The 23,023-nt window shown below is 70.5% G+C and carries 18 protein-coding genes; 8 read left to right on the top strand and 10 right to left on the bottom strand.

The window, feature by feature from the left end:
* Nucleotides 1-360 precede the first annotated feature (360 nt).
* Nucleotides 361-1,467: an isoafricanol synthase gene (locus ACI2LP_RS00700; RefSeq protein WP_404722360.1), complete on the bottom strand. Its 1,107-nt coding sequence runs from the start codon at nucleotides 1,465-1,467 to the stop codon at nucleotides 361-363.
* A 340-nt stretch (nucleotides 1,468-1,807) separates the two neighbouring features.
* Here ACI2LP_RS00700 and ACI2LP_RS00695 point away from each other — a divergent pair, with 340 nt between their 5' ends.
* The gene (locus tag ACI2LP_RS00695; protein WP_404722359.1) at nucleotides 1,808-4,738 is read left to right on the top strand and encodes an ATP-binding protein; all 2,931 of its coding nucleotides are present in this window, start codon (nucleotides 1,808-1,810) and stop codon (nucleotides 4,736-4,738) included.
* A 99-nt stretch (nucleotides 4,739-4,837) separates the two neighbouring features.
* On the opposite strand, the gene ACI2LP_RS00690 is transcribed toward ACI2LP_RS00695, so the two are convergent.
* The 8 genes from ACI2LP_RS00690 to ACI2LP_RS00655 form a co-directional block, all read right to left on the bottom strand.
* Complete coding sequence (locus ACI2LP_RS00690) at nucleotides 4,838-5,449, bottom strand: TetR/AcrR family transcriptional regulator (protein ID WP_404722358.1); 612 nt, start codon at nucleotides 5,447-5,449, stop codon at nucleotides 4,838-4,840.
* A 149-nt stretch (nucleotides 5,450-5,598) separates the two neighbouring features.
* Entirely contained in the window at nucleotides 5,599-6,459 is an 861-nt protein-coding gene (locus tag ACI2LP_RS00685; RefSeq protein ID WP_404722357.1) for a 3-hydroxybutyryl-CoA dehydrogenase, read from the bottom strand.
* A 108-nt stretch (nucleotides 6,460-6,567) separates the two neighbouring features.
* A complete protein-coding gene (locus tag ACI2LP_RS00680) occupies nucleotides 6,568-7,740 on the bottom strand; it encodes an acyl-CoA dehydrogenase family protein (RefSeq protein ID WP_404722356.1) in 1,173 nt (390 codons plus the stop codon).
* Between the two features lie 55 nt (nucleotides 7,741-7,795).
* Nucleotides 7,796-8,968 (bottom strand): acyl-CoA dehydrogenase family protein, encoded by a 1,173-nt coding sequence (locus tag ACI2LP_RS00675; RefSeq protein ID WP_404722355.1) that lies wholly within the window; start codon nucleotides 8,966-8,968, stop codon nucleotides 7,796-7,798.
* Nucleotides 8,969-9,006: 38 nt separating this feature from the next.
* Nucleotides 9,007-11,094, bottom strand: a complete 2,088-nt coding sequence (locus tag ACI2LP_RS00670; RefSeq protein WP_404722354.1) for an acetate--CoA ligase family protein — start codon at nucleotides 11,092-11,094, stop codon at nucleotides 9,007-9,009.
* A gap of 1 nt (nucleotide 11,095) precedes the next feature.
* Nucleotides 11,096-11,287 (bottom strand): ferredoxin, encoded by a 192-nt coding sequence (locus ACI2LP_RS00665; RefSeq protein ID WP_404722353.1) that lies wholly within the window; start codon nucleotides 11,285-11,287, stop codon nucleotides 11,096-11,098.
* Nucleotides 11,284-12,594, bottom strand: a complete 1,311-nt coding sequence (locus ACI2LP_RS00660; RefSeq protein ID WP_404722352.1) for an NADH-ubiquinone oxidoreductase-F iron-sulfur binding region domain-containing protein — start codon at nucleotides 12,592-12,594, stop codon at nucleotides 11,284-11,286. The genes ACI2LP_RS00665 and ACI2LP_RS00660 overlap by 4 nt, the downstream gene beginning before the upstream one ends.
* Nucleotides 12,591-13,001: a hypothetical protein gene (locus tag ACI2LP_RS00655; protein ID WP_404722351.1), complete on the bottom strand. Its 411-nt coding sequence runs from the start codon at nucleotides 12,999-13,001 to the stop codon at nucleotides 12,591-12,593. Before ACI2LP_RS00655 ends, ACI2LP_RS00660 begins: the two co-directional genes overlap by 4 nt.
* 465 nt (nucleotides 13,002-13,466) lie before the next feature.
* Here ACI2LP_RS00655 and ACI2LP_RS00650 point away from each other — a divergent pair, with 465 nt between their 5' ends.
* The 7 genes from ACI2LP_RS00650 (at nucleotide 13,467) to ACI2LP_RS00620 (ending at nucleotide 21,718) form a co-directional block, all read left to right on the top strand.
* Nucleotides 13,467-14,627, top strand: coding sequence for an aromatic ring-hydroxylating dioxygenase subunit alpha (locus ACI2LP_RS00650; RefSeq protein ID WP_404722350.1), 1,161 nt, complete (start codon nucleotides 13,467-13,469; stop codon nucleotides 14,625-14,627).
* Between the two features lie 218 nt (nucleotides 14,628-14,845).
* Nucleotides 14,846-15,982, top strand: coding sequence for a spermidine/putrescine ABC transporter substrate-binding protein (locus tag ACI2LP_RS00645; RefSeq protein WP_404722349.1), 1,137 nt, complete (start codon nucleotides 14,846-14,848; stop codon nucleotides 15,980-15,982).
* 4 nt (nucleotides 15,983-15,986) lie between these two features.
* Complete coding sequence (locus ACI2LP_RS00640; RefSeq protein ID WP_404722348.1) at nucleotides 15,987-16,889, top strand: ABC transporter permease; 903 nt, start codon at nucleotides 15,987-15,989, stop codon at nucleotides 16,887-16,889.
* On the top strand, nucleotides 16,886-17,818 hold the full coding sequence (locus tag ACI2LP_RS00635) for an ABC transporter permease (RefSeq protein ID WP_404722347.1): 933 nt from the start codon (nucleotides 16,886-16,888) through the stop codon (nucleotides 17,816-17,818). The genes ACI2LP_RS00640 and ACI2LP_RS00635 overlap by 4 nt, the downstream gene beginning before the upstream one ends.
* 5 nt (nucleotides 17,819-17,823) lie before the next feature.
* On the top strand, nucleotides 17,824-18,930 hold the full coding sequence (locus ACI2LP_RS00630) for an ABC transporter ATP-binding protein (RefSeq protein ID WP_404722346.1): 1,107 nt from the start codon (nucleotides 17,824-17,826) through the stop codon (nucleotides 18,928-18,930).
* A 39-nt stretch (nucleotides 18,931-18,969) separates the two neighbouring features.
* Nucleotides 18,970-20,292 carry a flavin monoamine oxidase family protein gene (locus tag ACI2LP_RS00625; RefSeq protein ID WP_404722345.1) on the top strand — a complete coding sequence of 441 codons (1,323 nt, stop codon included), beginning with the start codon at nucleotides 18,970-18,972 and terminating at the stop codon, nucleotides 20,290-20,292.
* Nucleotides 20,285-21,718, top strand: coding sequence for an aminobutyraldehyde dehydrogenase (locus ACI2LP_RS00620; protein WP_404722344.1), 1,434 nt, complete (start codon nucleotides 20,285-20,287; stop codon nucleotides 21,716-21,718). Before ACI2LP_RS00625 ends, ACI2LP_RS00620 begins: the two co-directional genes overlap by 8 nt.
* 131 nt (nucleotides 21,719-21,849) lie before the next feature.
* Here ACI2LP_RS00620 and ACI2LP_RS00615 read toward each other — a convergent pair whose 3' ends face one another.
* Nucleotides 21,850-22,962: an ABC transporter substrate-binding protein gene (locus ACI2LP_RS00615; RefSeq protein WP_404722343.1), complete on the bottom strand. Its 1,113-nt coding sequence runs from the start codon at nucleotides 22,960-22,962 to the stop codon at nucleotides 21,850-21,852.
* Nucleotides 22,963-23,023: the final 61 nt, after the last annotated feature.

Genomic DNA, 23,023 nt, shown 5'->3' with positions numbered 1-23,023 from the left:
GACCAGGCCCCTGGAGCGTGTTCTGGGGCCTGGTACATCCGGCTCCGATGGGGCGGCCCCGGGCGCCGTCGCCGACTCGTCGCTTTGGAGCGATACTCGCTGCGACATCCGTAGAACTACTCAATCCACCGCCCGCAGTTGCCGCAGACCCGCGCTGCGCCTCGCCCGGCCATGGCGGCATGCGGCACGGCCTCGACAAGGTGAAACCCCGCTTCGGCGACGGTTCTGCTTCATGCGGGCGGGGATGCATTCCGGCGTGACGGTGACCGCGACGTCGGCGTCCCACCTACGCCGAAGGGTGCCGTCCCCAGGCCCGCTCGCGCAACGCAGAGCCCGCTGCGTCGTAGCCGAAGAGGCTGCTCACCTCTCTGTCGGCGCGTTCCGCGTAACGCGTTCGGCCAAGGACTCGGCCGCCGCGGCGAGGTATGCCCAGGGCCGTTGCCGTCCGGCGCTCACGGCGGCGATACCGGCCACGTCGTAGCGGGAGGTCGCGAGGGACCAGGCGAGGTTGCCCGCCATCAGGTGACCCATGCCCTCCACATAGTGGTCGATGTGCCCGCGCACCTCCGGCGGCACACCCCGTTCGCTCAGCGTCCTGGGCAGGGCGGCGGCGAGCTGGGCGAACCGGGCTGTCCGCGCATTGGCCAGGGCGGCGATCTGCTCGACGGACCGCTCCAGGGAGCCACCCTCCTGTTCGCGGAGGACGATGACGCTGTTGTTCACATCCCCGGCGGCCAGTTCCTTGGCGAGCGAGACGATGTCGTTGACGAAGATCACCACATCACCGGTGATCTCACGCATCTCCCGGAGTGGGGAAGAGCCGTGCAACTCGTCCGGCAGGGTGTATCCGCCACACCGCTCGGTGAAGTCGAGGCAGGGCTGCACGCCTATGGAGTCCCGCCGGACCGTGAGGAACTGCTCCGGAGAAGGCAGGCGGTCCGCATTCCGGTGGTGTGCTTCCCCTTGATGGGCGGCCATGTAGGACTGCCAATGCGTACGGAACCGACGCTGCCAGCCGTACGGAGTACCGACGGTGGCCCGGCGCCAGATGTCTCGGAACCCCTGGACGAGCGGTGCGCCCGCCCCGACGGGTACCAACGGCACGCCCTCCGCCGTCATGGTCCGTACGAGGGTGGCAACCACATGCTCGATCGCCTCGGGCCGCATCCCCAGCCGACCGTCGAACTGGTCGTCGAAGATGAAGAACCATGCGTTGAAGTCGGCCGCGAGCTCAAGGTCGTTGCCTGTGGCGTCGGGGTAGAAATACGCCATCAGCCGCTCGAGCCGCAGCGCGTCGTACTCTGCCGTCTCGGCTTCCCCTCTCAGCAGGCCCAGCTCCTGCAGCCACTGCAGTGTGTGTCGCCGTGCCCGCTCCGCGTGCGGGCTGAAGCGGGCAGGGAACGGAATCCTGATGGCGGCGGTGCGCCGGGTCGGGTCCGACGGGACCGGGTGAAGGCCGGAAGTCATCCTGTTCGCCATACGCACCCCCTGGGTGTCGCGGCGTGTCCCGCCGTCTCGGCGGTGCAGGTCTGACGCGTTCGCGCCGCGCTAAGAGGCTAGGCGCCGCATCAGTCGAACGACCGTGAGCGACGGGTGTCATGTGGCGTAATACCGGCGTACGCGACCGCGTACGCGCCCCCTGGAGAGGCGCATCGGGAGGTGGGGGCAGAGGAACCGCCGTGCGGTCGCCGGTATTACCAGAATCCATTGGTCGCCGTGGGCAAGACCTCCGCAAAGGACTACGGACCGTCTCTGCGGGCGTACCCTTCGCATACTCGGGGACCGACACACGGCCGAAGGAACGGATGTGGCCTACACAGGAGACCGGCCGGGGCGACCGCGCCGACTGCTGCTGGAACGTGACGCGGAACTCGCGGCACTGGATGCCCTGTTGACCGAACTGGGCGCGTCGTCACCAGGGTCGGCGCCACCCTGCACGGGCGGCTTGGTGGCGTTAGCCGGGCCGGCCGGACTCGGCAAGACCACACTCCTCAACGAGGTACGCAGGAGGGCCGTGGCCCGCGGCTGCACGGTGCTCTTCGGCTGCGGAGGAGAGCAGGAGCAGGGCGTGGCATTCCATGTCGTACGCCAGCTCGTCCAGCCCGTACTTGCGGCGGGTTCCGAGAAGGAACACCGCGAGATACTGGGCAGTTGGTATGACATCGTCGCCCCTGCCGTGGGCTTGGTGGCGGGGAACGGCAACGCCTCCCCCGATCCGCAGGGCGTGCGGGACGGCCTGGACTGGATCGCCACCCGCTTCGCCGTGCAACACGCGCCGCTGGTGGTGATGCTGGACGACGCCCACTGGGCCGACGCCGAGTCGCTGGCCTGGCTCACCGGCTTCGCGCCGCGGGTCAGCGAACTTCCGATGCTGCTCGTCGTCGCCTACCGCTCCGATGAACTCCCTGTCGATGCGGTGGCGTTCGGCAGGCTGACCGAACGCCTTGGATCGCGCCCCTTCGACCTCGTACCGCTCACCCCCAGCGGGGTCAGCCGCATCGTCCGGGAAACTCTGGGTGAGGAAGCCGATGAGGCGTTCTGCCGCGAGACCTGGGCGGTCACCGGAGGGAACCCGTTCGAGACCGTCGAACTGGTCGCCAAGGTCGCCGATCGCGGGCTGAAGCCGCAGGTCGTCCACGTACCCGAACTGCGGGAGCTCGCCTCCGCGGTGAAGGGCGGTGGGCTCGTCGAGCGGCTGGAGCGGCTCGGCACCTCCGCCGTCCGGTTCGCCTGGAGTGCCGCCGTGCTGGGCTCCGAGGCATCCCGGAGCCTGGCCGCGAGCGTCGGCGGACTGGGCGAGGCCGAATCCGCCGACGCCGTCGCCCGGCTGCGCGAGGTCCGCATTCTTGCCGACGCAGCTCCGGACGCTCCCGACGACGACCGCTTGGAGTTCTTCCACCCGCTGGTCGCCACCGCCGTCTACCGGGCGATTCCCGCCGCGTTCCGCGTCGCCATGCACGGCCAGGCCGCCGCGATCGTCTCGAGCGCGGGCCTGGGCGCCACCACGGCTGCCCGGCACCTGCTGGAGATGCACCCCGAGAGCGACCCCTGGGCCGTACGAACACTCCGCGAAGCCGCCCGCGAGTACCTGCGGGCAGGTGCTCCCGAGGCCGCCCGGCGCTGCCTCGCCCGGGCGCTGCGCGAGCCACCCGCCCTGGAGGAGCGGGCCGACCTCCTGTTCGAACTCGGCTGCTCCGCCCTGCTGACCGAACCCGCGACCACCGTCAACCATCTGCGGGCCGCACTGGACGAGCCCGTCCTCGAGCCGGCACTGCGCGAGGCCATCGTCTACCGGCTGGCACAGGCCCTCGGCCACTCGGACCGGATGGCCGAGGCAGCCGAGACGGTTGCCGAAGCTGCCCGCGGGGCCACCAGCACAAGGACGCGGCTGCGCATGCAGGCGGAGCAGTTCATGTGGAACGCCTTCCGGGCCGACGAACAGGACTCGCCCGCCCGCTCGCGCAGGCTGGCCCGGCTCGCCGAGCACCTCACCGGCCGGGGCATAGCCGAGCGGTACATCCTGGGGCTGCGCGCCTGGGACGCCATGGTGCGCGGCGAGCCTGCGGCCACCGCGCTCCACTACGCGGAAGAAGCCCTCGGCGAGGGCCTCAAGTGGACCGACGAGCAGTGGGGTTTCGAGGTCCCGGTCCTGGTCGCTCTCACCTTCATGTACTGCGACCAGCCCGGACGAGCGGAGGAACTCTTCAACAGGGGCATCGCGGAATGCGAGAGCAGGGGCTGGCGCGGCGCCCATCTCTCGTTCGGTTACACGCTGCTGGGCTATATCCGCCATCGCCGCGGACGCCTTGACGAGGCCGAGACCCTGGTCCGCGGCGGACTGCGGATCGCGGACAGGGTCGGGCACCAGGTGCCCGCACAGTACTTCGCCATCGGCATCCTCATCGAGATCCTGCTCGCCCGCGGCCGCATCCAGGACGCCCAAGAACTCGCCACCACGTACAGCTACGGCGAGGTCGTGCCCAGCGCCGTGGTGTACCCGGACTCCCAGACCGTCTACAGCGAGCTGCTGCTGGCCCTGGGCATGCGGCGGGAAGCCGAGCAGCAGCTCGTCCGGGTCGGCGAGCGGCTCGAACCGCGCGGCATGCGCAACCCCGCCTGGTGCCCCTGGCAGCTCCACCTTGCCCAGGCAGTGGAAGTCTCCGACCCGGAACGTGCCCTCGAGCTCGCCTCGGAAGGACTGCAGAGGGCCCGCCGATTCGGTACCCAGTCCGCCATCGGGCAGGCGCTCCGTGCCGTGGCGTCGGTGACCCACGGTACGGAGCGGGTCCCCCTGCTGGCCGAGGCCGTCGTACACCTCGAGCGCTCCCCGTCCGGCTACGACCTGGCGTGTGCGCTCGTGGACCACGGCGTCGCCCTGCGTCGTGCCGGGCTGCCGCAGGACGCCGCCGAGCAGCTTCACCGTGGACTGGAATGCGCCGTGCAGGGCGGGGCCGACGCACTCGCCGCACGGGCCCGCGAGGAGCTGGACGCAGCCGGTCTGTGGCCGCTCCAGCTGCGCACCGCAGCCACGGAGGCGCTCACCGCGCAGGAGCGGACCGTGGCCGAATGGGCCGCTCGCGGCTGGTCGAACGCCCGCATCGCCGAGGCGCTGGGTGCCCAGGACCGGGTGGTGACCCGGCTGCTGTCGGACATCTACCGCAAGGTCGGCTCCGATCAGGTGGGACTGCCGAGGCTGATCGGGATGCAAGGGGGTGCGTCGCAGACACCGCATGACTGAGCTGTGGGCGTGCTGCCTCGTGACCATGCGGCGCCCGCGCGGGGCCGCGTCGAACTGCATGCGCGCGTTCGACCATCACCCGACGAGTGTCGCCCGCGCTCAGATGTCCGGGAACGTGGGCGGAGTGCCGAGAGTTCCGGCAATGGCCTGCCACATCGCTGCCTGCGCGGCGTCGAGGGTCACCCGCGGGTCGTCCAGCATCAGCCGGATACCGAAGCCGTCGCACAGAGCGAGAATCAGCGTGCTCGTGGCGTCGATGTCGCAGTCGGCGAACTCCCCGGTGCCGATTCCCCGCCGCAGTGCCTCGGCGACCCAGGTGTGGAGCTGGTCGTACAGGTCCACGGTGAGATGGTGTGCGGATGTGTCGCGCAGTGCCCGCACCCAGAGCTCCTGCCAGAGCTTCCAGTCCTGCCGGAGTTCCGGGTCCGTGGGCAGCATGCTGTGAATGATGCGTGCCAGCGTGACCGAGGCCGGGACGGAGTCCGCGTCGCGTTCGAGTTCGGTGCCGGTCTGGGCGAAGGAGTGCGTCATCGCTTCCGCGAAGAGCTTCTCGCGGGTCTCGAAGTGGTAGTGCAGCAGAGCTGTCGATACGCCGGCGTGCTCGGCGACCATGCGCATACGGATCTTCTCGAAGCCGACCTCGGCAATCACTTCGCACGCGGCGGAGAGAATCCGCTCACGCGTTTCCAGCGTGCGTTCGGCCTTGGCCACGTTGCTGCTCCTGTCCGTATCGCCGCCACTGTGCTCGGCGGTGCCCGCCTGTCCGCCCCGGGCCTCTCCATCTTCCCGTATCTCCGCCGGCTCCGGACCCCGGGCCCCTGGCCGCAGCCGTCGCGAAACGCGGGCAACGCTGCGCCGATTCATCGGTACGTGTGGAAGCCGCGGCCCGACTTACGGCCGAGCAGGCCCGCGTCGACCATCCGGGCCAGCAGCGGCGGCGGGGCGTACTGCGGCTCCCGGAACTCCTCGTACATCGACTCCGCGATGGCCTGCGTGGTGTCCAGTCCGATGAGATCGGTCAGGGCGAGCGGACCGAGCGGATGGGCGCAGCCCAGGGTCATGCCCCGGTCGATGTCCTCGACCGACGCCGTACAGGACTCGACCATCCGTACTGCGGCCAGCAGGTACGGAACGAGCAGGGCGTTGACGATGAACCCGGCGCGGTCCCGGGCACGGACGACCTGCTTGCCCAGCACATCGGAGGCGAACGCCTCCGCGCGCTGTGCGGTGCTTTCGCCGGTCAGCAGCGACGGCACCAGCTCGACCAGAGGGAGGACCGGGACGGGATTGAAGAAGTGCAGGCCCACGACGTGTTCCGGGCGCGCCGTGGCCGCGGCCAGCCGGATGACCGGGATGGAGGAGGTGTTGGACGCCAGAATTGCGTCCTGGCGTTTCACGGTCGCGTCGAGCAGGGCGAAGACCTCCAGCTTCGCCGCTTCGTCCTCGGCGACGGCCTCCACGACCAGATCCCGGTCGGCCATCAGGGCCATGTCCGTGGTCGTCGAGATCCGGGCCAGCGCGGCATCCCGGTCCTCGGGGGACAGCTTTCCGGCGGCGGTGGCGCGGTCGAATGAGCCGGTGATGCGTCGGTGCCCGGCGTCCGCTGCCGCGCGGCTCGTCTCGACGACGATCACGTCTCGTCCCGCGCGTGCGCACACCTCGGCGATACCGGATCCCATGAGGCCGCAGCCCACGATCCCGATCCGCTCGATACCGGTCATCGCTTCTCCTCGGTTGTCTCCGACGGTCTTACGGGTCGTGCAGCTGCGGGCCACCTGGCCCCCGCCCGGACCGGTCGCGTGGACCGGGCCCGGGCGGCCCGCCCGCCTTCAGCCGGCGGACGGCATCTGCAGAACACCCGTGCCGCGCTTGACCAGTTCACCCGCGATGATCAGGCGCTGGATCTCGGAGGTGCCTTCCCAGATGCGGTCCACGCGCAGTTCGCGGTAGAGGCGTTCCACGGGATAGGAGCGGTCGTAGCCGCGGCCGCCGAAGATCTGTACGCACCGGTCGATGACCCGTCCGGCCGCCTCGCTCGCCGACAGCTTGGCGATCGCCGCCTTGGCGTGCAGGGTCTTGCGGTCGGCCCGCCCTTCGTCCACCTCCCAGGCGACCTGGTGGGTGTAGGCGCGGTTGACGGCGATGTCGACGGCGCAGTCGGCGAGCATGCCCTGGATGAGCTGGAAGTCGGCGATGGGGGAGCCGAACTGGCGGCGCTCGACGGCCCAGTTACGGGCGAGCTCCAGCGCCCGCTCGGCCGCACCCGTCGTCCGCGCGGCGATCATCAGCCGCTCCTCGGTGAACCAGGACCGCGTGATGTCGTACCCGTTCCCGATGCCGCCGAGGACCGCGTCCTCGGGGACATGGACATTCGTGAACGTGAACTCGGGGTGCTCGTAGACGAAGGTGTGCATGAAGCGCGGCACGCGGGTCATCTCGATGCCCGGCGTTTCCTTGTCGACGAGGAACAGGGTCGGGGCCCGCTCCTCACCGGCAGCGGCCAGCACAATCATGAAATCCGCGTGGTCGCCGACGGTGACGAACCACTTCTCGCCGTTCAGCACCCAGCCGCTGCCGGTCCGCGTCGCGGTGGTCTTCAGATTCTGCGGATCCGATCCGGCCTCGGGCTCGGTCACCGCGTAGCAGTCACGGCGCCGCCCCTGGATGACGGGGACGAGGTACCGCTCGCGCTGCTCGGGCGTGCAGAAGCGCAGGGCGTTCGCCGGCCGCCACACCGTGTCCCACAGGGCACCGGTGAGCCGGCCGAGCTCCTCCTGGACGGTGGCCTGCTCCAGGATCGTGAGGCCGGCGCCGCCCCACTCCGCGGGCATGTTGACGGCCTGCAGCCCGCTGCCCAGCACGGCGTCGCGGATCTCGGCATGGGCCTGCGGGGGCAGGCCGTTGTTCTCCTCGCAGTCCAGCTCGTACTTCATGATGAAGTCGGTGAGCCCGCGCGCGGAGCTCTTGAGCTCCTCCTGACGGGCGGTGAGACGGAAGTCCATGTCATTCCTCGAAGTTGTCGGGTACGGACGTGTGCCGGGGGGCGGGGCGGGGGAGTCAGGAGGCGGGCAGCGCGAGTGCCCTGGTGCCGCGCTTGATGAGCTCGTTGGCCACGATCAGGCGCTGGATCTCGGAGGTGCCTTCCCAGATGCGGTCGACGCGCAGTTCGCGGTACATGCGCTCGACGGGGTACGAGCGGTCGTAGCCGCGGCCGCCGAAGATCTGGACGCACCGGTCGATGACCCGGCCGGCCGCCTCGCTCGCCGCGAGTTTCGCCGTCGATGCCTTGGCGTGCAGGGTCTTGCGGTCGGTGCCCGGCTGATCGGCTTCCCAGGCGACCTGGTGGGTGTAGGCGCGGTTGACGGCGATGTCGACGGCGCAGTCGGCGAGCATGCCCTGGATGAGCTGGAAGTCGGCGATGGGGGAGCCGAACTGGCGGCGCTCGATCGCCCAGTTACGGGCGAGCTCCAGCGCCCGCTCGGCCGCACCCGTCGTCCGCGCCGCGATCATCAGCCGCTCGTCCGTGAACCACTCCTTCGTCAGCTCGTAGCCGTTGCCGACGCCGCCGAGCACGTCCTCGTCGGGGACGAAGACATCGGTGAAGGTGAACTCGGGATGCCCGTTCACCGCGGAGTGCATGAAGCGCGGCACGCGCGTCATCTCGACGCCGGGCGCATGCTTGTCCACGAAGAACAGAGTCGCCGCGCGCTCCGGGCCCGCATCGGCCTGCACCAGCAGGAAGTCGGCGATGTCACCGCAGGTCACGAACCACTTCTCGCCGTTCAGCAGCCAGCCGCCGATAGTGCGATCGGCGGTGCTGATGCCCGAGCCGGGGTCCGAGCCCGCTCCCGGTTCGGTCACCGCGAACGCGTCGAACCGCTCGCCCCGGACGACGGGAAGCAGATACTTCTCCCGCTGCGCCTCCGTGCCGTACGCCAGTACGTTGGCAGGCCGCCACGGGATGTCCCAGAGGCAGTTGGTGACCTTCCCGAACTCCTCCTCGACGATGACCTGGTCGAGCAGGGACAGCCCGGCCCCGCCCCACTCGGCCGGCATGTTGATCGCGTACACGCCGGCGTCGATCGCGGCGCGGGTGAGCTCGCGGACCGTGTCGGCGGGCAGCGGACCGCCCGCCTCCTCCGACTGGTCCTCGTACTGCATCAGAAGCCGCGCATACGCGGCGGCCCGGGCCTTGAGGTCGGCCTGCTCAGGTGTGTAGCGGAAGTCCATGGTGTCCTCCGAAAACGGTGGTGAGGGGGAGTGGGGCGTCAGGCGAGTACGGCGCGGGCGTCCAGGGCCAGTACGCCGTCCGGGCGGACCAACAGCGGGTTTACCTCGAGTTCGGCGATCTCCGGGTGGGCCGCGGCGACGGCGGTGATGCGCTCGACGACGGCCGCCGCGGCCGCCACATCGACGGCCGGCCGCCCCCGGACGCCCCCCAGCAGCGCGGCGGTACGCAGACCGCGCAGCAGATGCGCGGCCCGGCGGGCCGGGACGGGCGCCAGGGAGAAGGCGACATCGTGGAGCGTCTCCGTGAGGACGCCGCCGAGACCGACCATGGCGACCGGACCGAACTGCGGATCGCGGTTCACTCCCACGATCAGCTCGACGCCGTCCGTGAGGTCGGCCATCGCCTCGACCGAGTAGGAGGGCGCGCCGAGCCGGGCATGCATGTCCCGGTAGGCGGCGGTGAGCGCGTGCCGGTCCGCGAGCCGCAGCGCCACACCGCCCGCGTCGGACTTGTGCAGTACGTGCAGGGCTTTGAGTACGTACGGACCGTCGAACTCCTCTGCCGCGGCGAGCAGCCCGGCCTCATCGGTGACCTCGCGCGCCGACGGGAACGGCACACCCGCTGCACTGAGGAGGGCCCGCACCCCGTGGTAGCCGGCGTCCCGCAACGGGGCCGCGGCCGGTGGCAGCGGGGCGACACCGGGCGGACCGCCCGCCTCGCGGACCGTCATCGCCGCCAGCGCGCGGGCGGCGTCCTCGGTGCAGGAGAACACCGGTATCCCGGCGTCGACCAGCACCTGGCAGCTCGTCGACCGCGGATACATCGACTGCACGACCAGCGGCTTGGGCATTGCCCTCCGGTGCGTGACGATCGCCCGGGCGGCCCGCAACTCGCCCTCGGCGAGCACGGATCCACCGCCGCCGAGACCGCCGCCCGCACCACCGCCGCCGAGGCCGCCGTCGGAAGCCGCGTAACCGCCGAAGTAGCCCGTCATCAGAACGGCGTCGACCTCGTCGGTGGCGAGCAGCCCACCGACTGTGTCGGCGTACGAAGCGGGGTTCTGCTCGCCCATCCCGGCCAGGTCCACCGGATTACCGACCGCGGACTGCTCCCACAGCACGTCTCTCAACTTCTCCTGGACCGCTGCGTGGAGTTCGGGCACCTCGAGACCGGCGGCCTCGGCGGCGTCGGCGGCGATCGCGCCATGACCTCCGCCGTCCGTGAAGACCGCGGTACGCCGTCCGCTCGTATGCACGCCGGCATTGAGCGCGGCGAGGACGACGGTCATCTCCCGTGGCGTGGCGACGAGTTCCACCCCGGCGTCACGGCACGCCGCGGCCACGACGTCGGACGAGGTGGTGAGGGCGCCGGTGTGCGACTGGGCGCTGCGGGCCGAGGCGGTGCCCCGCCCGGCGGTGAGCAGTACGACCGGCTTGCCTGCCGCGGCCGCCGCCCGGGCGAAGGCGCGGCCGTCCCCGAAGTCCTCGGCGTACACGGCGATGGCCCTGGTGGGCGCGTGCCGCGCACAGTCCTCGACCAGGTCGACGAGCGTGACATCGGCCTGGTTGCCGAGGGAGACGAAGCGTGAGAAGCCGAGGCCGTGCGGCGCGCAGCGGAGCTGCAGCTCGAGCGCGAGATTGCCGCTCTGGCTCAGCAGGGCGATGTCGCCGGGCGCGAAACTGTCCGAGGCGAGGTACAGCTGGGTCGTGTTGTCCGCGATCCCCAGGCAGTTGGGGCCGACCAGAACCGCTCCGGCGGCGCGGACGCGATCGGCGATCGCCCGCTGCCGGGCCAGTCCGGCCGGGCCCGTCTCGGCGAAGCCGGCGGTGATGCCGACGATCGCCCGGGCTCCGCAGGCCAGGGCGTCGTCGACGGCGGCCTCAAAACCGGGGCCGGGTACGGAGACGACCACCAGGTCGACGGGTTCGCCGATCTCCGCGAGGCTGGTGGCCGCGGCGCGGCCCAGGACCGTACCGCCGCGCCGGTTCACCAGGTGCACGGGCCGCCGGTCGGGGGCGCGCAGCGCCTGTGCGGCCACCGCGTGGCCGTACTTCGCCGGGTCGTTGCTGGCGCCGACGACGGCGACGGACTTGGGGTCGAAGAGAGCGGTCAGATCACGTCCCATGTCACTTCTCCAGCTGGAGGGCGGAGTTGGGGCAGGCCTCGGCGCAGGCGCGGGCCGCGTTTTCGCCGCCGTCCGGCACCGGTACGGCGACGACCGTCGCGTAGCCCCATTCGTCGAGCTCGACGAGGCCGGGGGCGTGCTCCTGGCAGAGGCCGTAGCCCTGGCAGCGTGTGGAGTCCAGAAGGAGTTTCACGGTGTTCCTTTCAGCGCGGGCACGGGGGAGGAGCCGGGCGGTGGGGCATCGGACGGGGGCGCGTCCCTGACGTCCGGTACGGGCACGGAGAGCCGGTGGCCGCCGCTGGCAGGGCTGGCGTCGCAGGCCGGACAGGGGCTGCCGAGGTGGGCCCGGACGGATTCGGGGAAGGCGCGCAGGAGGCTTCCGGCGGTGCCCGCGGCGGCGTCGAGCAGGCCGCACGCGCCGCGCCCGCGCAGGCCGGACGACCACCTCAGCAGCCGTTCGACGGAGTCGGGCCCGGCCGTGCCGCCGGCCAGGTGGTGCAGGGTGTCGCTGATCGCGGCCGTGCCCGACACACAGACGCCGCACTGCCGGGAGCTCTCGGCCGCGAGATGGGCCAGGGCGTCGGCGGCGAGTGCCACCGGGCACTCGCCCGGGGCGAGGAAGCGGATGGCTCCGCAGCCCAGCGCCGTGCCGGCGGCGGTGAGCGCGCCGGGATCCAGCGGGAGGCCGAGCGATTCGCCACCGATCAGCCCGCCGAAGAGGCCGCCCATGAGCGCCCCGGTGGCGTCGGGCGTGCCCTGCGCCGCGGCCAGCGTCGCCAGCGTGGAGCCGTACGGAACTTCGGTGAGCAGCTCAGTGCCGCGGGTGCCGGACAGCGTCAGCAGCGTGGCGCGGGCGATCCGGCGGCGCAGCTCGGGCCGGGTGGCGATGAGGGCGATGCGGGCCAGCGTCTCGACGTTGGAGACGAGCGTCGGCTCGTCCTCGACTCCCCGCTCGAACGGCCGGGGCGGCTTGGCGGTGGGCAGGGCCGGTCCGCCGTTGATCCTCCGTACGACCGCGGTCTCCTCGCCGGCGACGTAGGCGTGTCCGGTCTCGATCACCTCGACCGGCAGCCGCGGCGGGCACTCGGCGAGGGCCCGGCGGACGCGTGCGCCGGCCTGGGGGTCCGAGAGGTAGACGAAGCCCCGTACGGCTCCGGTGATCGCGGCGGCGCGGGCGAGGCCGTCCACGACGAGATGGGGCCGGGCCCGCAGCAGCCAGCGGTCCTTGACCGAGCCGGGCTCGCCCTCTTCCCCGTTCGCCACCACCACCGGAGCGCCTCCGGCATCACGGACGGTCCGCAGCTTCACGGCGACGGGAAATCCGGCGCCGCCGCGGCCACGCAGCCCGGCCGCCGCGATATGGGCCAGCAGCACGTCCGGGCCTACGGCGTCCCGGTAGCCGCCCGTCGCGGCGTATGCCCCGGCGCTCTCCGCGACGGCCGGTGCCGCTCCGAGCAGGGAGCCCGTCCGGGCCGGTATGTGGGACAGGATCCCGGTCATCCCCGGCCTCCTTCCACTACATGGGTACGCAGGGTGCGCACCGCGCTCTCGAGGGCTGTGCGGTCCGCCGCGGTCCGGCCGTATCCGGGTCCCGGAAGGCCGATGAGCATGTGGTGGTGGTCGAGCACCACCTCTGCGGCGAGCAGGGCGGCCCGGGGGTCGCCCGGGCGGGAGCCGTCGGCGACGGCGGTCACCAGATCGGTGACTTCAGCGAGATAGCGCAGCCAGCTGCGCCGGCTGCCGTGCAGGATCAAGGTCTCCACGCGGCGGCGCTCGGCGGCCGCCAGTTCCGGTGGCGCCGCGGCCGCACCGGGCGCACGGGTGCGCAGGGCGGCGACAGTGGGGGGCAGTTCCCGCTCCGGTTCGGGAGTGAGCCCGAGCCAGACGAGACTCCGACGACCGCTCATGCCTGCCTCCGGGAGGGATGGGAGTGCCGTCACGGCCCGACCGGGCCGGTCGTGCCCAGGGGTGCGATGTGCGCCGACTGTGGCTCACTGCCGGGACCGGGGTGCCGTGCGACGGGGATTCGGCTGTACGGACCGGGCGGGGGTGCCCGGGAAGCTGCCGGCGTCCGGTTCGACGGGATACGACGAAAGGCCGGGAGCGGCGATGAGGGCTACGCTAACTAATCAATTAGTCAGTCCACAAGTCTTGACACTGCGGAAACGCGGCAGCAATCTGACTGACCAATTAGTCAGCGCGGCTTTCCCGGTGTCTCACCACGGCCCGCAGACAGCCCCTGGGCCGCCTCAACACCGATCGCCGCATGTGCGGCATGGAGGAGTCAGCCGATGCAGCCCGAAGCCCCCGAAACCTCTGCGCTACCTATGGCACTGGAAGCCTCAGAAGCACCTGAAGCCACTGCACCACCGATGGCCTCAGAAGCACCCGAAGCCTCCGCCGCACTTCAGGACCACCTCAGTCCCGGGCAGGCCCTGCCCGCCCGCTACTACACCGACGCCGGCACGGCCGCCGCCGAGACCCGGCACATCTTCGCCAGGTCCTGGCAGCTCGTGTGCCACGAATCCGACCTGCCCGGACCCGGCGCCCGGCTCGCCGCCACGGTCGCCGACCGCGAGGTACTGGTGGTCCGGACCGAGGACGGCAGTCTGGCAGCGCACCTCAATGTCTGCCGCCACCGCGGAACGCGCCTGGTCACCACCCCCGAACCGGCCGGAAAGGCGATCCGCTGCCCGTACCACGGCTGGACCTACAAACTCGACGGACGGCTGGTCGGCGCCCCCGAGGCGCGGCAGATCCCCTGCCTGGACAAACCCAGGCTCGGGCTGTTCCCGGTCCGCGTCGAGTCGTTCCTCGGCTTCGTCTTCGCCAACCTCGACCCGGACGCCGTACCGCTGGCGAAGCAGTGCGCCGGCCTCGCCGAGGCGGTCGGCCACTACGCGGGAACCGATCTGGTGCCGATCGGCCGCAGCCGGATCCACGACCTGGAAGGCGCCGAGGTCCAGCACGCCAACTGGAAGGTCGCCGTCGACAACTACCTCGAGGGCTACCACGTGCCGGTCGCCCACCCCGGGCTGATGCGGCTGCTCGACTACCAGGCCTACACCTGCGAGATCCGCGACGCGTACACGCTGTTCGCCTCACCGCTGCGCGACAAGCCGTCCTCGAACTGGGCGGAGCGCCTCTACCAGCGCATCACTGCTCCCATGCCAGGTCTGACCGAGGCCGACCGCCGGGTCTGGCGGTACGCGGTGATCTATCCCAACACACTTATCGACTTCTACCCCGACCATGTGCTTGCCTGGACCGCGATCCCGACGGCGGTGGACCGGGTGGCAGTACCCGGAGCGTTCTACACCCGCCGTGGCACCGGACTGCGCACCAAGCTCGCCCGGCGGCTGAACATCCACATCGGCTGGATCACCAACGACGAGGACGCCGAACTGGTGGCCCGTGTGCAGAAAGGACTCACCACACCGGGCTTCGAACCAGGTCCCCTGTCCCGGCGCGAGTCCGCGGTCGGCTGGTTCGCCGGCCGCGTCCGCGCCGACCTGGACGGCGTGGAGCCCTGAGCCGAACCTGTCCCCGCGGCCGCCGGGCAGCACTGAGCTGACCCCCCTCGCGGCCGGCGTGGAGCCCGAACCGCCAAGGCCACCCCCCTGTCGAGTACGCCGTCGGTCCCCCCGAACCGACCCGCGGCTCCCCGGTCCAGCACGCGGAGGCGTGCCTGGGACCGCCCTGCCCGCACCAGGTGTCCGTTGCCCCGCGGACCCCACGGAGAGGACCTCGTATGTCCCCCGAAGCATTTCCCCCCTCCCGCCGCTCCTTCCTGCGCACCGGCTCCGCCGCGGCCGTCGGTCTCGGCCTGACCGCGGCCGGCTGCGGATTCTCCTCCGCCGGCCCCGCCGCGCAGAAGGCCGAGGACAAACCCATCGACGTCAAGGTCGACGGTGACCTCGTCTACTTCAACTGGGCCGACTTCGTCGACCCGGCCGTCTTCGAAGGGTTCGAGAAGGAGTACGGGGTCAAGGTCATCCAGTCGAACTTCGACTCGATGGAAGGCATGGCCGCCAAGCTCAACGCCGGCAACCGCTACGACATCATCTTCCCCACGGCGAAATGGGCCCAGCGGCTGGCCGAAGGAAACCGGCTGCGCCCCATCGACCACGGCCGGCTCAAGAACGCCGACGCCATCTTCAGCCACTACGACTACTTCGCCGATCCCTGGTACGACCCGGGAGCCCGGCACACCGTCCCCTTCACCATGTACAAGACAGGGATCGGCTGGCGGAAGGACAAAATCGGCAGCGACCTGGCAGGCTCCTGGGACGATCTGTGGAACGCACGGGCCAAGGGCAAGGTGTTCCTGCTCGACGACCGGGACGAAGTCCTGGGCATGGGGGCGCTCAAGCTCGGCCTCGACGTCTCCACGAGCGTCGATGGTGAGCTGGGCCGAATCACCGACTCCCTGCGCTCGCTGCGGCCCCATCTGCGCGGCTTCTCCAGCGACAGCTACAACAACCTGCTCACCGGCAACGCGGCCATGACCCAGGCATGGAGCGGCGACATGGCCGCCATGCTCAACCAGGCGAAGGACCCCTCGATCTTCGGCTTCGAAGTCGCGAAGCAAGGGGCTCCGATCAACTCGGACTGCTACGCCATCCCCTCCGACGCCCGCCACCCCGGCACGGCGATGCTCTTCATCGACTACATGCTCCGCCCGGAGAACGTGAAGAAGAACATCGAGTACATCGGCTATCCCATGCCGGTCGACGGCAGCGAGGAAACTTACGCCGCGCTCGTGGAGCCGTTCCCCGAGTGCCAGGTCTCGGCCGACGACCTGACGGACGAGCTCTACTTCCGCAATGTCACCTCGCAGGGCGAACAGGCCCGCGACACCGCCTGGACCCGTGTGAAGGCCGGCTGACGACATGAAACGACGTACACATCACCTCCTGCCCCGGCCCCGAAGAGGACCCTCCGCAGGCGGCAACCGGCTGTGGGCCTGGCTCATGGTCCCGGGCACCCTGTGGATGTCCGCCTTCCTGATCGCCTCCCTCGTCCTGGTGGCCGCACTGGCGCTCGGCACCACCGATCCGCTCGGCAATCCGCACTTCGGACTCAACTTCGAGAACATCACGGCACTGGCCGAACCCGCCTACCGGGCCGTGCTGCTGCGCTCCCTCGGCTATGCACTGCTCACCTGCGTCATCTGTCTGGCCGTGGCCTACCCCGTCGCCTACGCCATCGCCCTGCACGGCGGACGCCTCAAGAACCTCCTGATCGCCGCCATCGTCGTCCCGTTCTTCGCGAACTACCTGGTCCGGATGTACGGCTGGTCCGTCGTCCTGTCCGACGACGGCCCCCTGCTCAAGGCACTGCGCGCCGTCGGGCTCGCCGACAGCGGCACGAAGATTCTCCAGTCCGGCGTGGGCGTCATCGCCGGGCTGGTCTACGGCTTCATCGTGTTCATGATCATCCCGCTGTACGCGGCGCTGGAGCGCATGGACGTCTCACTGATCGAGGCAGGCCGCGACCTCTACGGAGGTCCCTTGCGGACCTTCTTCTTCGTCACGCTGCCCGCCACCCGGCAGGGCGCGGCAGCCGGCTGCGTCCTCGTCTTCCTGCCCGCCATGGGCGACTTCGTCAGTGCCCAGCTGATGGGAGGCCCCGACCAGATCATGATCGGCAACCTGATCCAGGACAAGTTCTTCCAGGGCCAGAACTGGCCGCTCGGCTCGGCACTCACCATGCTCATGATGGCGGTCCTGTTCCTCGGGATGGTCGGCTACCTCCGCCGGGCCCGCAAGGACGAAGCGGAGGCGACGCGATGACTCTGCGCCCGGCCCTCAAACCTCAGCGCCGCCCCGCCCCCCGCCCGCTCCGCGCCGTGGCCACGCGCAAGGGAAGCAGCCCGGCCACCCGCGCCTCCCGTGTCCGCAGGCGCCGCCGCGGTACCGACCGCAAGCCCCGCTTCGCCGTCGCGGTCACGGCCGCGTTCTTCGCGCTCCTCTACCTGCCCATCGGCGTCGTCGTCCTCTTCTCCTTCAACTCCCAGAAGTCCCTCACCGTCTTCAAGGACTTCAGCCTCCGCTGGTACTCGGCCTTCTTCCAGGACGATGTCCTGCTCGACTCGCTCGGCATGAGCCTTCGGGTGTCCCTGGTCGCGATGGCCGGTTCGCTGATCCTCGGCGTGGCACTGGCACTCGGCCTGGTCCGCTGCCGCAGCCGCCTCGGCTCCCTCGCAGGCCTCATCATGCTCGTCCCCCTGATCACGCCCGAGATCGTCACGGGCGTCGCGGCCATGCTGCTCTTCAAGGGCATGGGCATCACGCTGTCCTCCGGCACCGTCATGCTCGCGGAGATCACCTTCTCCATCTCCTACGTGACGGTCATCCTCCGGTCCCGGATCGCCGCCCTCAACCCAGAGGTCGAAGAGGCCGCGATGGATCTCGGAGCCACCCGCTGGCAGGCGCTGCGCCTGGTCACCCTGCCCGCGCTGCTCCCCAGCATCCTCGCCTCCGCCGTACTCGTCTTCGCCCTCGTTTTCGACGACTTCGTCCTCGCCTACTTCACCACCGGCGTCGACCCACAGCCGCTGTCCGTCCGCATCTACTCGGCGATCCGGTTCGGCGTACAGCCCACCATCAACGCCGTCGGCACCCTGATGCTCGCCGGATCCATCGGTCTCATCGCCCTCGCCCTGTTCATCCCGCGCCTGTTCGGCCGTCGCGGCGGCCTCGACCTCCTCTCCGGGAAGTGACACCCGTGACCACGACGACCACCACGGCCGCCATCGCGGCCACGCACACCGCACCCGCGGTCCGGCTCGACTCAGTCAGCAAGAGCTACGGCGACTCCTTCGCCGTCCGCGACCTCACCCTGGACATCGCGCCCGGGGAGTTCTTCTCCCTCCTCGGCCCCTCCGGCTGCGGAAAGACCACCTCGCTGCGGATGATCGGCGGATTCACCGACCCCACCGACGGCACCATCCTGCTCAAGGGCGAAGACGTCACTGCCCTGCCTCCCAACAAGCGCAACGTCAATACCGTCTTCCAGAGTTACGCCCTCTTCGACCATCTCTCGGTCGCCGACAACGTCGCCTTCGGTCTCAAGCGCGCAGGCGTCGGCCGCACCGAGATACGCGAACGCGTTGCCAGCATGCTGGAGCGGGTACAGCTCGGCAGCCTGGCCGACCGCAAGCCCCACACCCTCTCCGGCGGCCAGCGCCAGCGCGTCGCCCTGGCCCGCGCCCTGGTCAACCGCCCCCAAGTCCTGCTCCTCGACGAGCCGCTGGCCGCGCTCGACCTCAAACTCCGCCGCCAGATGCAGGTCGAACTGAAGCAGATCCAGCGGGAGATCGGCATCACCTTCGTGTTCGTCACCCACGACCAGGACGAAGCCCTCACCATGTCGGACCGGGTCGCGGTGATGAACGAGGGCCGCGTCGAGCAGTGCGGCACCCCTGAGGACGTGTACGAACGTCCGGCCGGCAGCTTCGTCGCCTCGTTCATGGGCACCTCCAACCTCGTGCCCGGCACCTACCGTGCCGGTGAGGTGCACGTCGACCAAGGCCCCGTACTCCCTGTCGGGCCCCGCGCCGGCGTCAGCGACGGCAGCCGGGTCAGCCTGTCCATTCGGCCGGAGAAGATCTGGCTCTCCGACCTCGAACCCGGCATGACCCGCGTGAACGGCGTCGTCCGGGAAACCGTCTACTCCGGCCCGACCACCACCTACCTGATCGAACTCGCCCCCGGCATCACCCTTTCCGTACTGGAGCAGAACACCGACCGCTCCCGCATGGAGGACCGCTGGAGCGGCGGCGAGAGCGTCGAGATCGGCTGGAAGCCCGAACACTGCCTGGTCCTCGACTGACTGCCCGCCCCGCAGCCGATCCAGCGAAGGAACGCCCCCATGAACCACGATGTCATCGTGCTCGGCGCCGGACTCGCCGGTCTCGCAGCGGCACGGGACCTGGCCGCGGCAGGAGCCCACGTCCTCGTCCTCGAGGCCCGCGAACGCGTCGGCGGCCGTGTCGAGCAGACCACACTGCCCGACGGCCGGCTCGTCCAGCTCGGCGGCGAAGTCGTGGGCCGCGCCCACACCGCGTATCTCACCCTCGCCGCCGAACTCGGCCTCACTCTGATCCCCAGCTATGTCGCCGAGCCCGGGGTCATCGCCCGCGCCACGCCGGAAGGAATGTCCGCCGGTGACCCGCCGCACTGGTTCGGCCCCGGCGACGACGCCTGCCACCAACGGGTCACCGCGGCGTTCACCGCGCTGGCACGGACCGTCGACCCGGACGACCCGTGGTCCCACCCCGACGCCGCAGCCCTCGACCGGATCCCGGTCGGCGACTGGCTGCGCTCCGAGGGCGCGACCCCCGCCGTCGTACGCCTCTGGGAGATCGGCCAACTCGCCCTGGCCAGTGGCTCGTACGAACGGACCTCGCTGCTCGCCGCCCTGCGCAAGCACGCCGCCGTCCCCGGCACCGGGCATGGCGACCACTACGACTACGAGGACTGGGAGGGACTACGGGTCGCGGAGGGTTCGGCGACCGTGGCACTGCGCATGGCGGACGGGCTCGGTCAGCGCATACGGCTCGGGACACCGGTCGACGCGATCGCCGTACGGCCCGGCGGCTGCACCGTACGCCTGACCGGAGGCGAAACCCTCACCGCCGGTGCCGTCGTCAGCGCGCTGCCCGTCGGCCCGCTCCGCTCGGTCACCGTCACCGGAGTACCCGAAGAACGGCTCGCCTCGCTGCACCAGCAGCGCCAGGCGGTCGCGGCCAAGTTCGTCGCGGCGTACGACAAGCCCTTCTGGCGCGCGCACGATCTGAGTGGTCTCTCCGAATGCGAAGGGGTCCTCGGCAGCACCTGGCCGCAGAGCGAGGGCATCCTCTCCGCTCTCATCCCGCCCGAGCGCTACGGCGTACTGCTCGGCATGCCGGACCGGCTGCGCGTGCCCGAACTGCTCGGCGACGTCGCCCGCCTCTACGGCGACGAGGCCCAGAGGCCGCTCACCGCGTATCTGCGGATGTGGGGCACCGATCCATGGACCCAGGGCTACGTCACGCAATGGATCCCCGGCGACGTCATGGCCGTCGGCCCCCGGCACGGCACCCATGAACCGCCGTTCTATGTCTGCGGCTCCGACCAGTGGGTGGCCGGCTATATGGAGGGCGCGGTACGCACCGGCCGCGCCGCGGCGAAGGAGGCGCTGCGCCGTGGCTGAGCCCGCTGCGTATCCCGTGGTCCTCAACCACATCGCGGGAGCCGAACTCCCCGCTGTCTCGGGCGAGTTGATGGAGCTCACCGACCCCGCCACCGGAACAGTGCACCGCACCGCAGCGCGCTCCGGACGGGCCGACACCGACGCAGCCTGTGCGGCGGCGGCAGCCGCGTACGACCGCTGGTCCACGACCACTCCGGCGGAACGGCAGCGCGCGCTGCTGCGCATCGCCGACGCCGTGGAGGCCCACGCGGACGACCTTGTGGCCGCCGAGGTCGGGGACACCGGCAAGCCCGCGGACCTCTTCCGGACCGAGGAACTGCCCGCGATCACCGATACCTTGCGCTACTTCGCGGGAGCCACCCGGAACCTGCCCGGCGCCGCCGCTGCCGAGTACACCGAGGGGCGCACCTCGCTGCTGCGCCGTGAACCGGTCGGTGTCTGCGCCCAGATCACCCCGTGGAACTACCCCTTGATGATGGCGGCGTGGAAGATCGCCCCGGCGATCGCGGCCGGGAACACGACCGTGCTCAAACCCGCCGACACCACCCCCTCCTCATCGGCCCTGCTGGCCCGGATCGCCGCCGAACACCTGCCGCCGGGCGTGCTCAACGTCGTCTGCGGCGACCGGGACACCGGCCGGGCACTCACCGCCCATCCGGCCGTCCGGCTGATCGCGGTCACCGGCAGCGTCCGGGCCGGCCGGGAGATCGCGGCCGCCGCGGCGGCGGACCTCAAGCGCGTCCATCTCGAGCTCGGCGGAAACGCACCCGTCATCGTCCACGACGATGTGGACATCGAGTCGGCGGCGGCGGACCTCGCCGCGGTCGCGTACTACAACGCCGGCCAGGACTGCACGGCCCCCACAAGGTTGCTGGTGCACCACCGCATTCACGATGCGTTTCTCGCGGCGTTCTCCGCCCGGGCGCAGAAACTGCGCACCGCGGCGCCCGGTGAGCCGGACGCAGACTACGGCCCGCTCAACAACGCTGCTCAACTAGCCTCTGTGGACGCCCTGTTGAGCCGACTGCCGGATCACGCCGAGGTCGTCACCGGGGGCTCTCGGATCGGGCGGCCCGGATATTTCCACCAGGCGACCGTGGTCGCCGGTGTCCGCCAGTCCGACGAGATCGTGCAGGAGGAGATCTTCGGCCCGGTCGTCACCGTGCAGCCGTTCTCGGACGAGGACGAGGCGCTGCGGTTCGCCAACGGGGTGCGGTTCGGCCTCGCAGCCGGCGTATGGACCAAGGACCACGACCGCGCGATGCGCGCGACTCGGGCCCTGCATACCGGGATCGTGTGGGTGAACACGCACGGCACCACGGTGTCGGAGATGCCGCACGGTGGGGTCAAGCACTCCGGCTACGGCAGCGATCTGTCCCTGGCCGGCCTGCTGGACTACACCCAGGTCAAGCACGTCATGCTGTGACGCTGCGACAAGCCGGGTCGCACGTGGCTTTGTTGCTCCCACTACCTGACCGGACACTCCAGTTCAGGAGCGGCACGGTTCGGAGAACACGTCACCAACGCCAGGGACAGGAACGTGGGGCGTTCGATAGCTCAGCTGGTGTGAAGGATCCGAAAGCGATCGGGTTCCGCCGGATCTCGATCAACGACTTGGATTGGCGTCCTAGCCCATTGCCAAACGCTGATGCCTGGCGTGCGGGAGAACTGGATCTGCCCGCGGGTGCCTTCGACTGCAACGCGCGGCCAGGATTCGGCAGTGCGCGCGCGGTCCGCGCCGTGAGAACGCAGCACATCGGCGAGGACGGCGACCGTGTCGTAGCCCTCGAAGGCGACGAAGGAGGGCGCTTCGGCCAGCCGCTCGCGGAGGGCAGTCTCGACTCGTGCACCGAGTGGGCTGAGGCGCTCGGGCAGGTAGCGCAAGAACGGGATCGCGGCGCTGTCGTCGCCCAGCAAGGTCGCCCATTCGGCGAACTCCGGTTGCCCGGCCGGAGCACCAATCATGATCTCGGCGAGGCGCTGGTCGCGGCGGACCGACTTGACGATCGGCACGGACGGCTCCGGGTGGCCGACCAGAAGAAGGAGGGCTGTCGCGCGATTGTCGACCAGTTCGTCGCACACGGCCGCGGGGGCGAGCGCGCTCATATCGAGTTCGATGACGGTGCCGCCGCGTGGAGCGAGGTAGTCCCGCAGAATGCGGGTCCCAGATGCCCAGTAGACACTCGGCTGGGCTGCTACGGCGATTCGGCTGTGGCCCGCGCTGAGGAGGAAGTCTGCGTAGATCTGCCAGCCGTGGGACTGCGGCGGGGCGAGGCGCGCGACCCATTCCGTTGGCTGTTCGGTGAGCGCGTCGAGAACCGCTGACGAGCAGAGGAACGGCAGGCCGAGGGCGTCGGCCCTGGCGGCAGCGGCGCGAGCCACGACGCTGTGATACTCCCCCGCCAAGGCAGCCACGCCCAGGCGAGCCAAATCATCTACCGCCGCCGCGGCCCTCTGTGGATCAGCCGCGGTGTCTCGGACCACCAGCTCGAGGGGCCTTCCGACGATCCCGCCGGCGTCATTGACTTCGCGAACGGCCAGCTCGAGTCCAGCGAGCAAGTGTTGGCCTGCCTCGACCCAGCCGGGCCGAGTTAGCGGAACGAGAGCGCCGATCTGGACGGATGATCCGTCAGTCCGCTCCGCTCCAGGTGGCGATGGTGGCGCACTCATGCGTCGGCGTCTCCCGTGTGACGATTCGGATGCAGTTTGCCCGGATCGCAGAGTGGCAGGG

This window comes from Streptomyces sp. NPDC019890 (assembly GCF_044903445.1).
Classification (GTDB): Bacteria; Actinomycetota; Actinomycetes; order Streptomycetales; family Streptomycetaceae; genus Streptomyces.
Note: the sequence above shows the minus strand (reverse complement) of the source record. Positions and strands in the feature narration are given on the sequence as shown.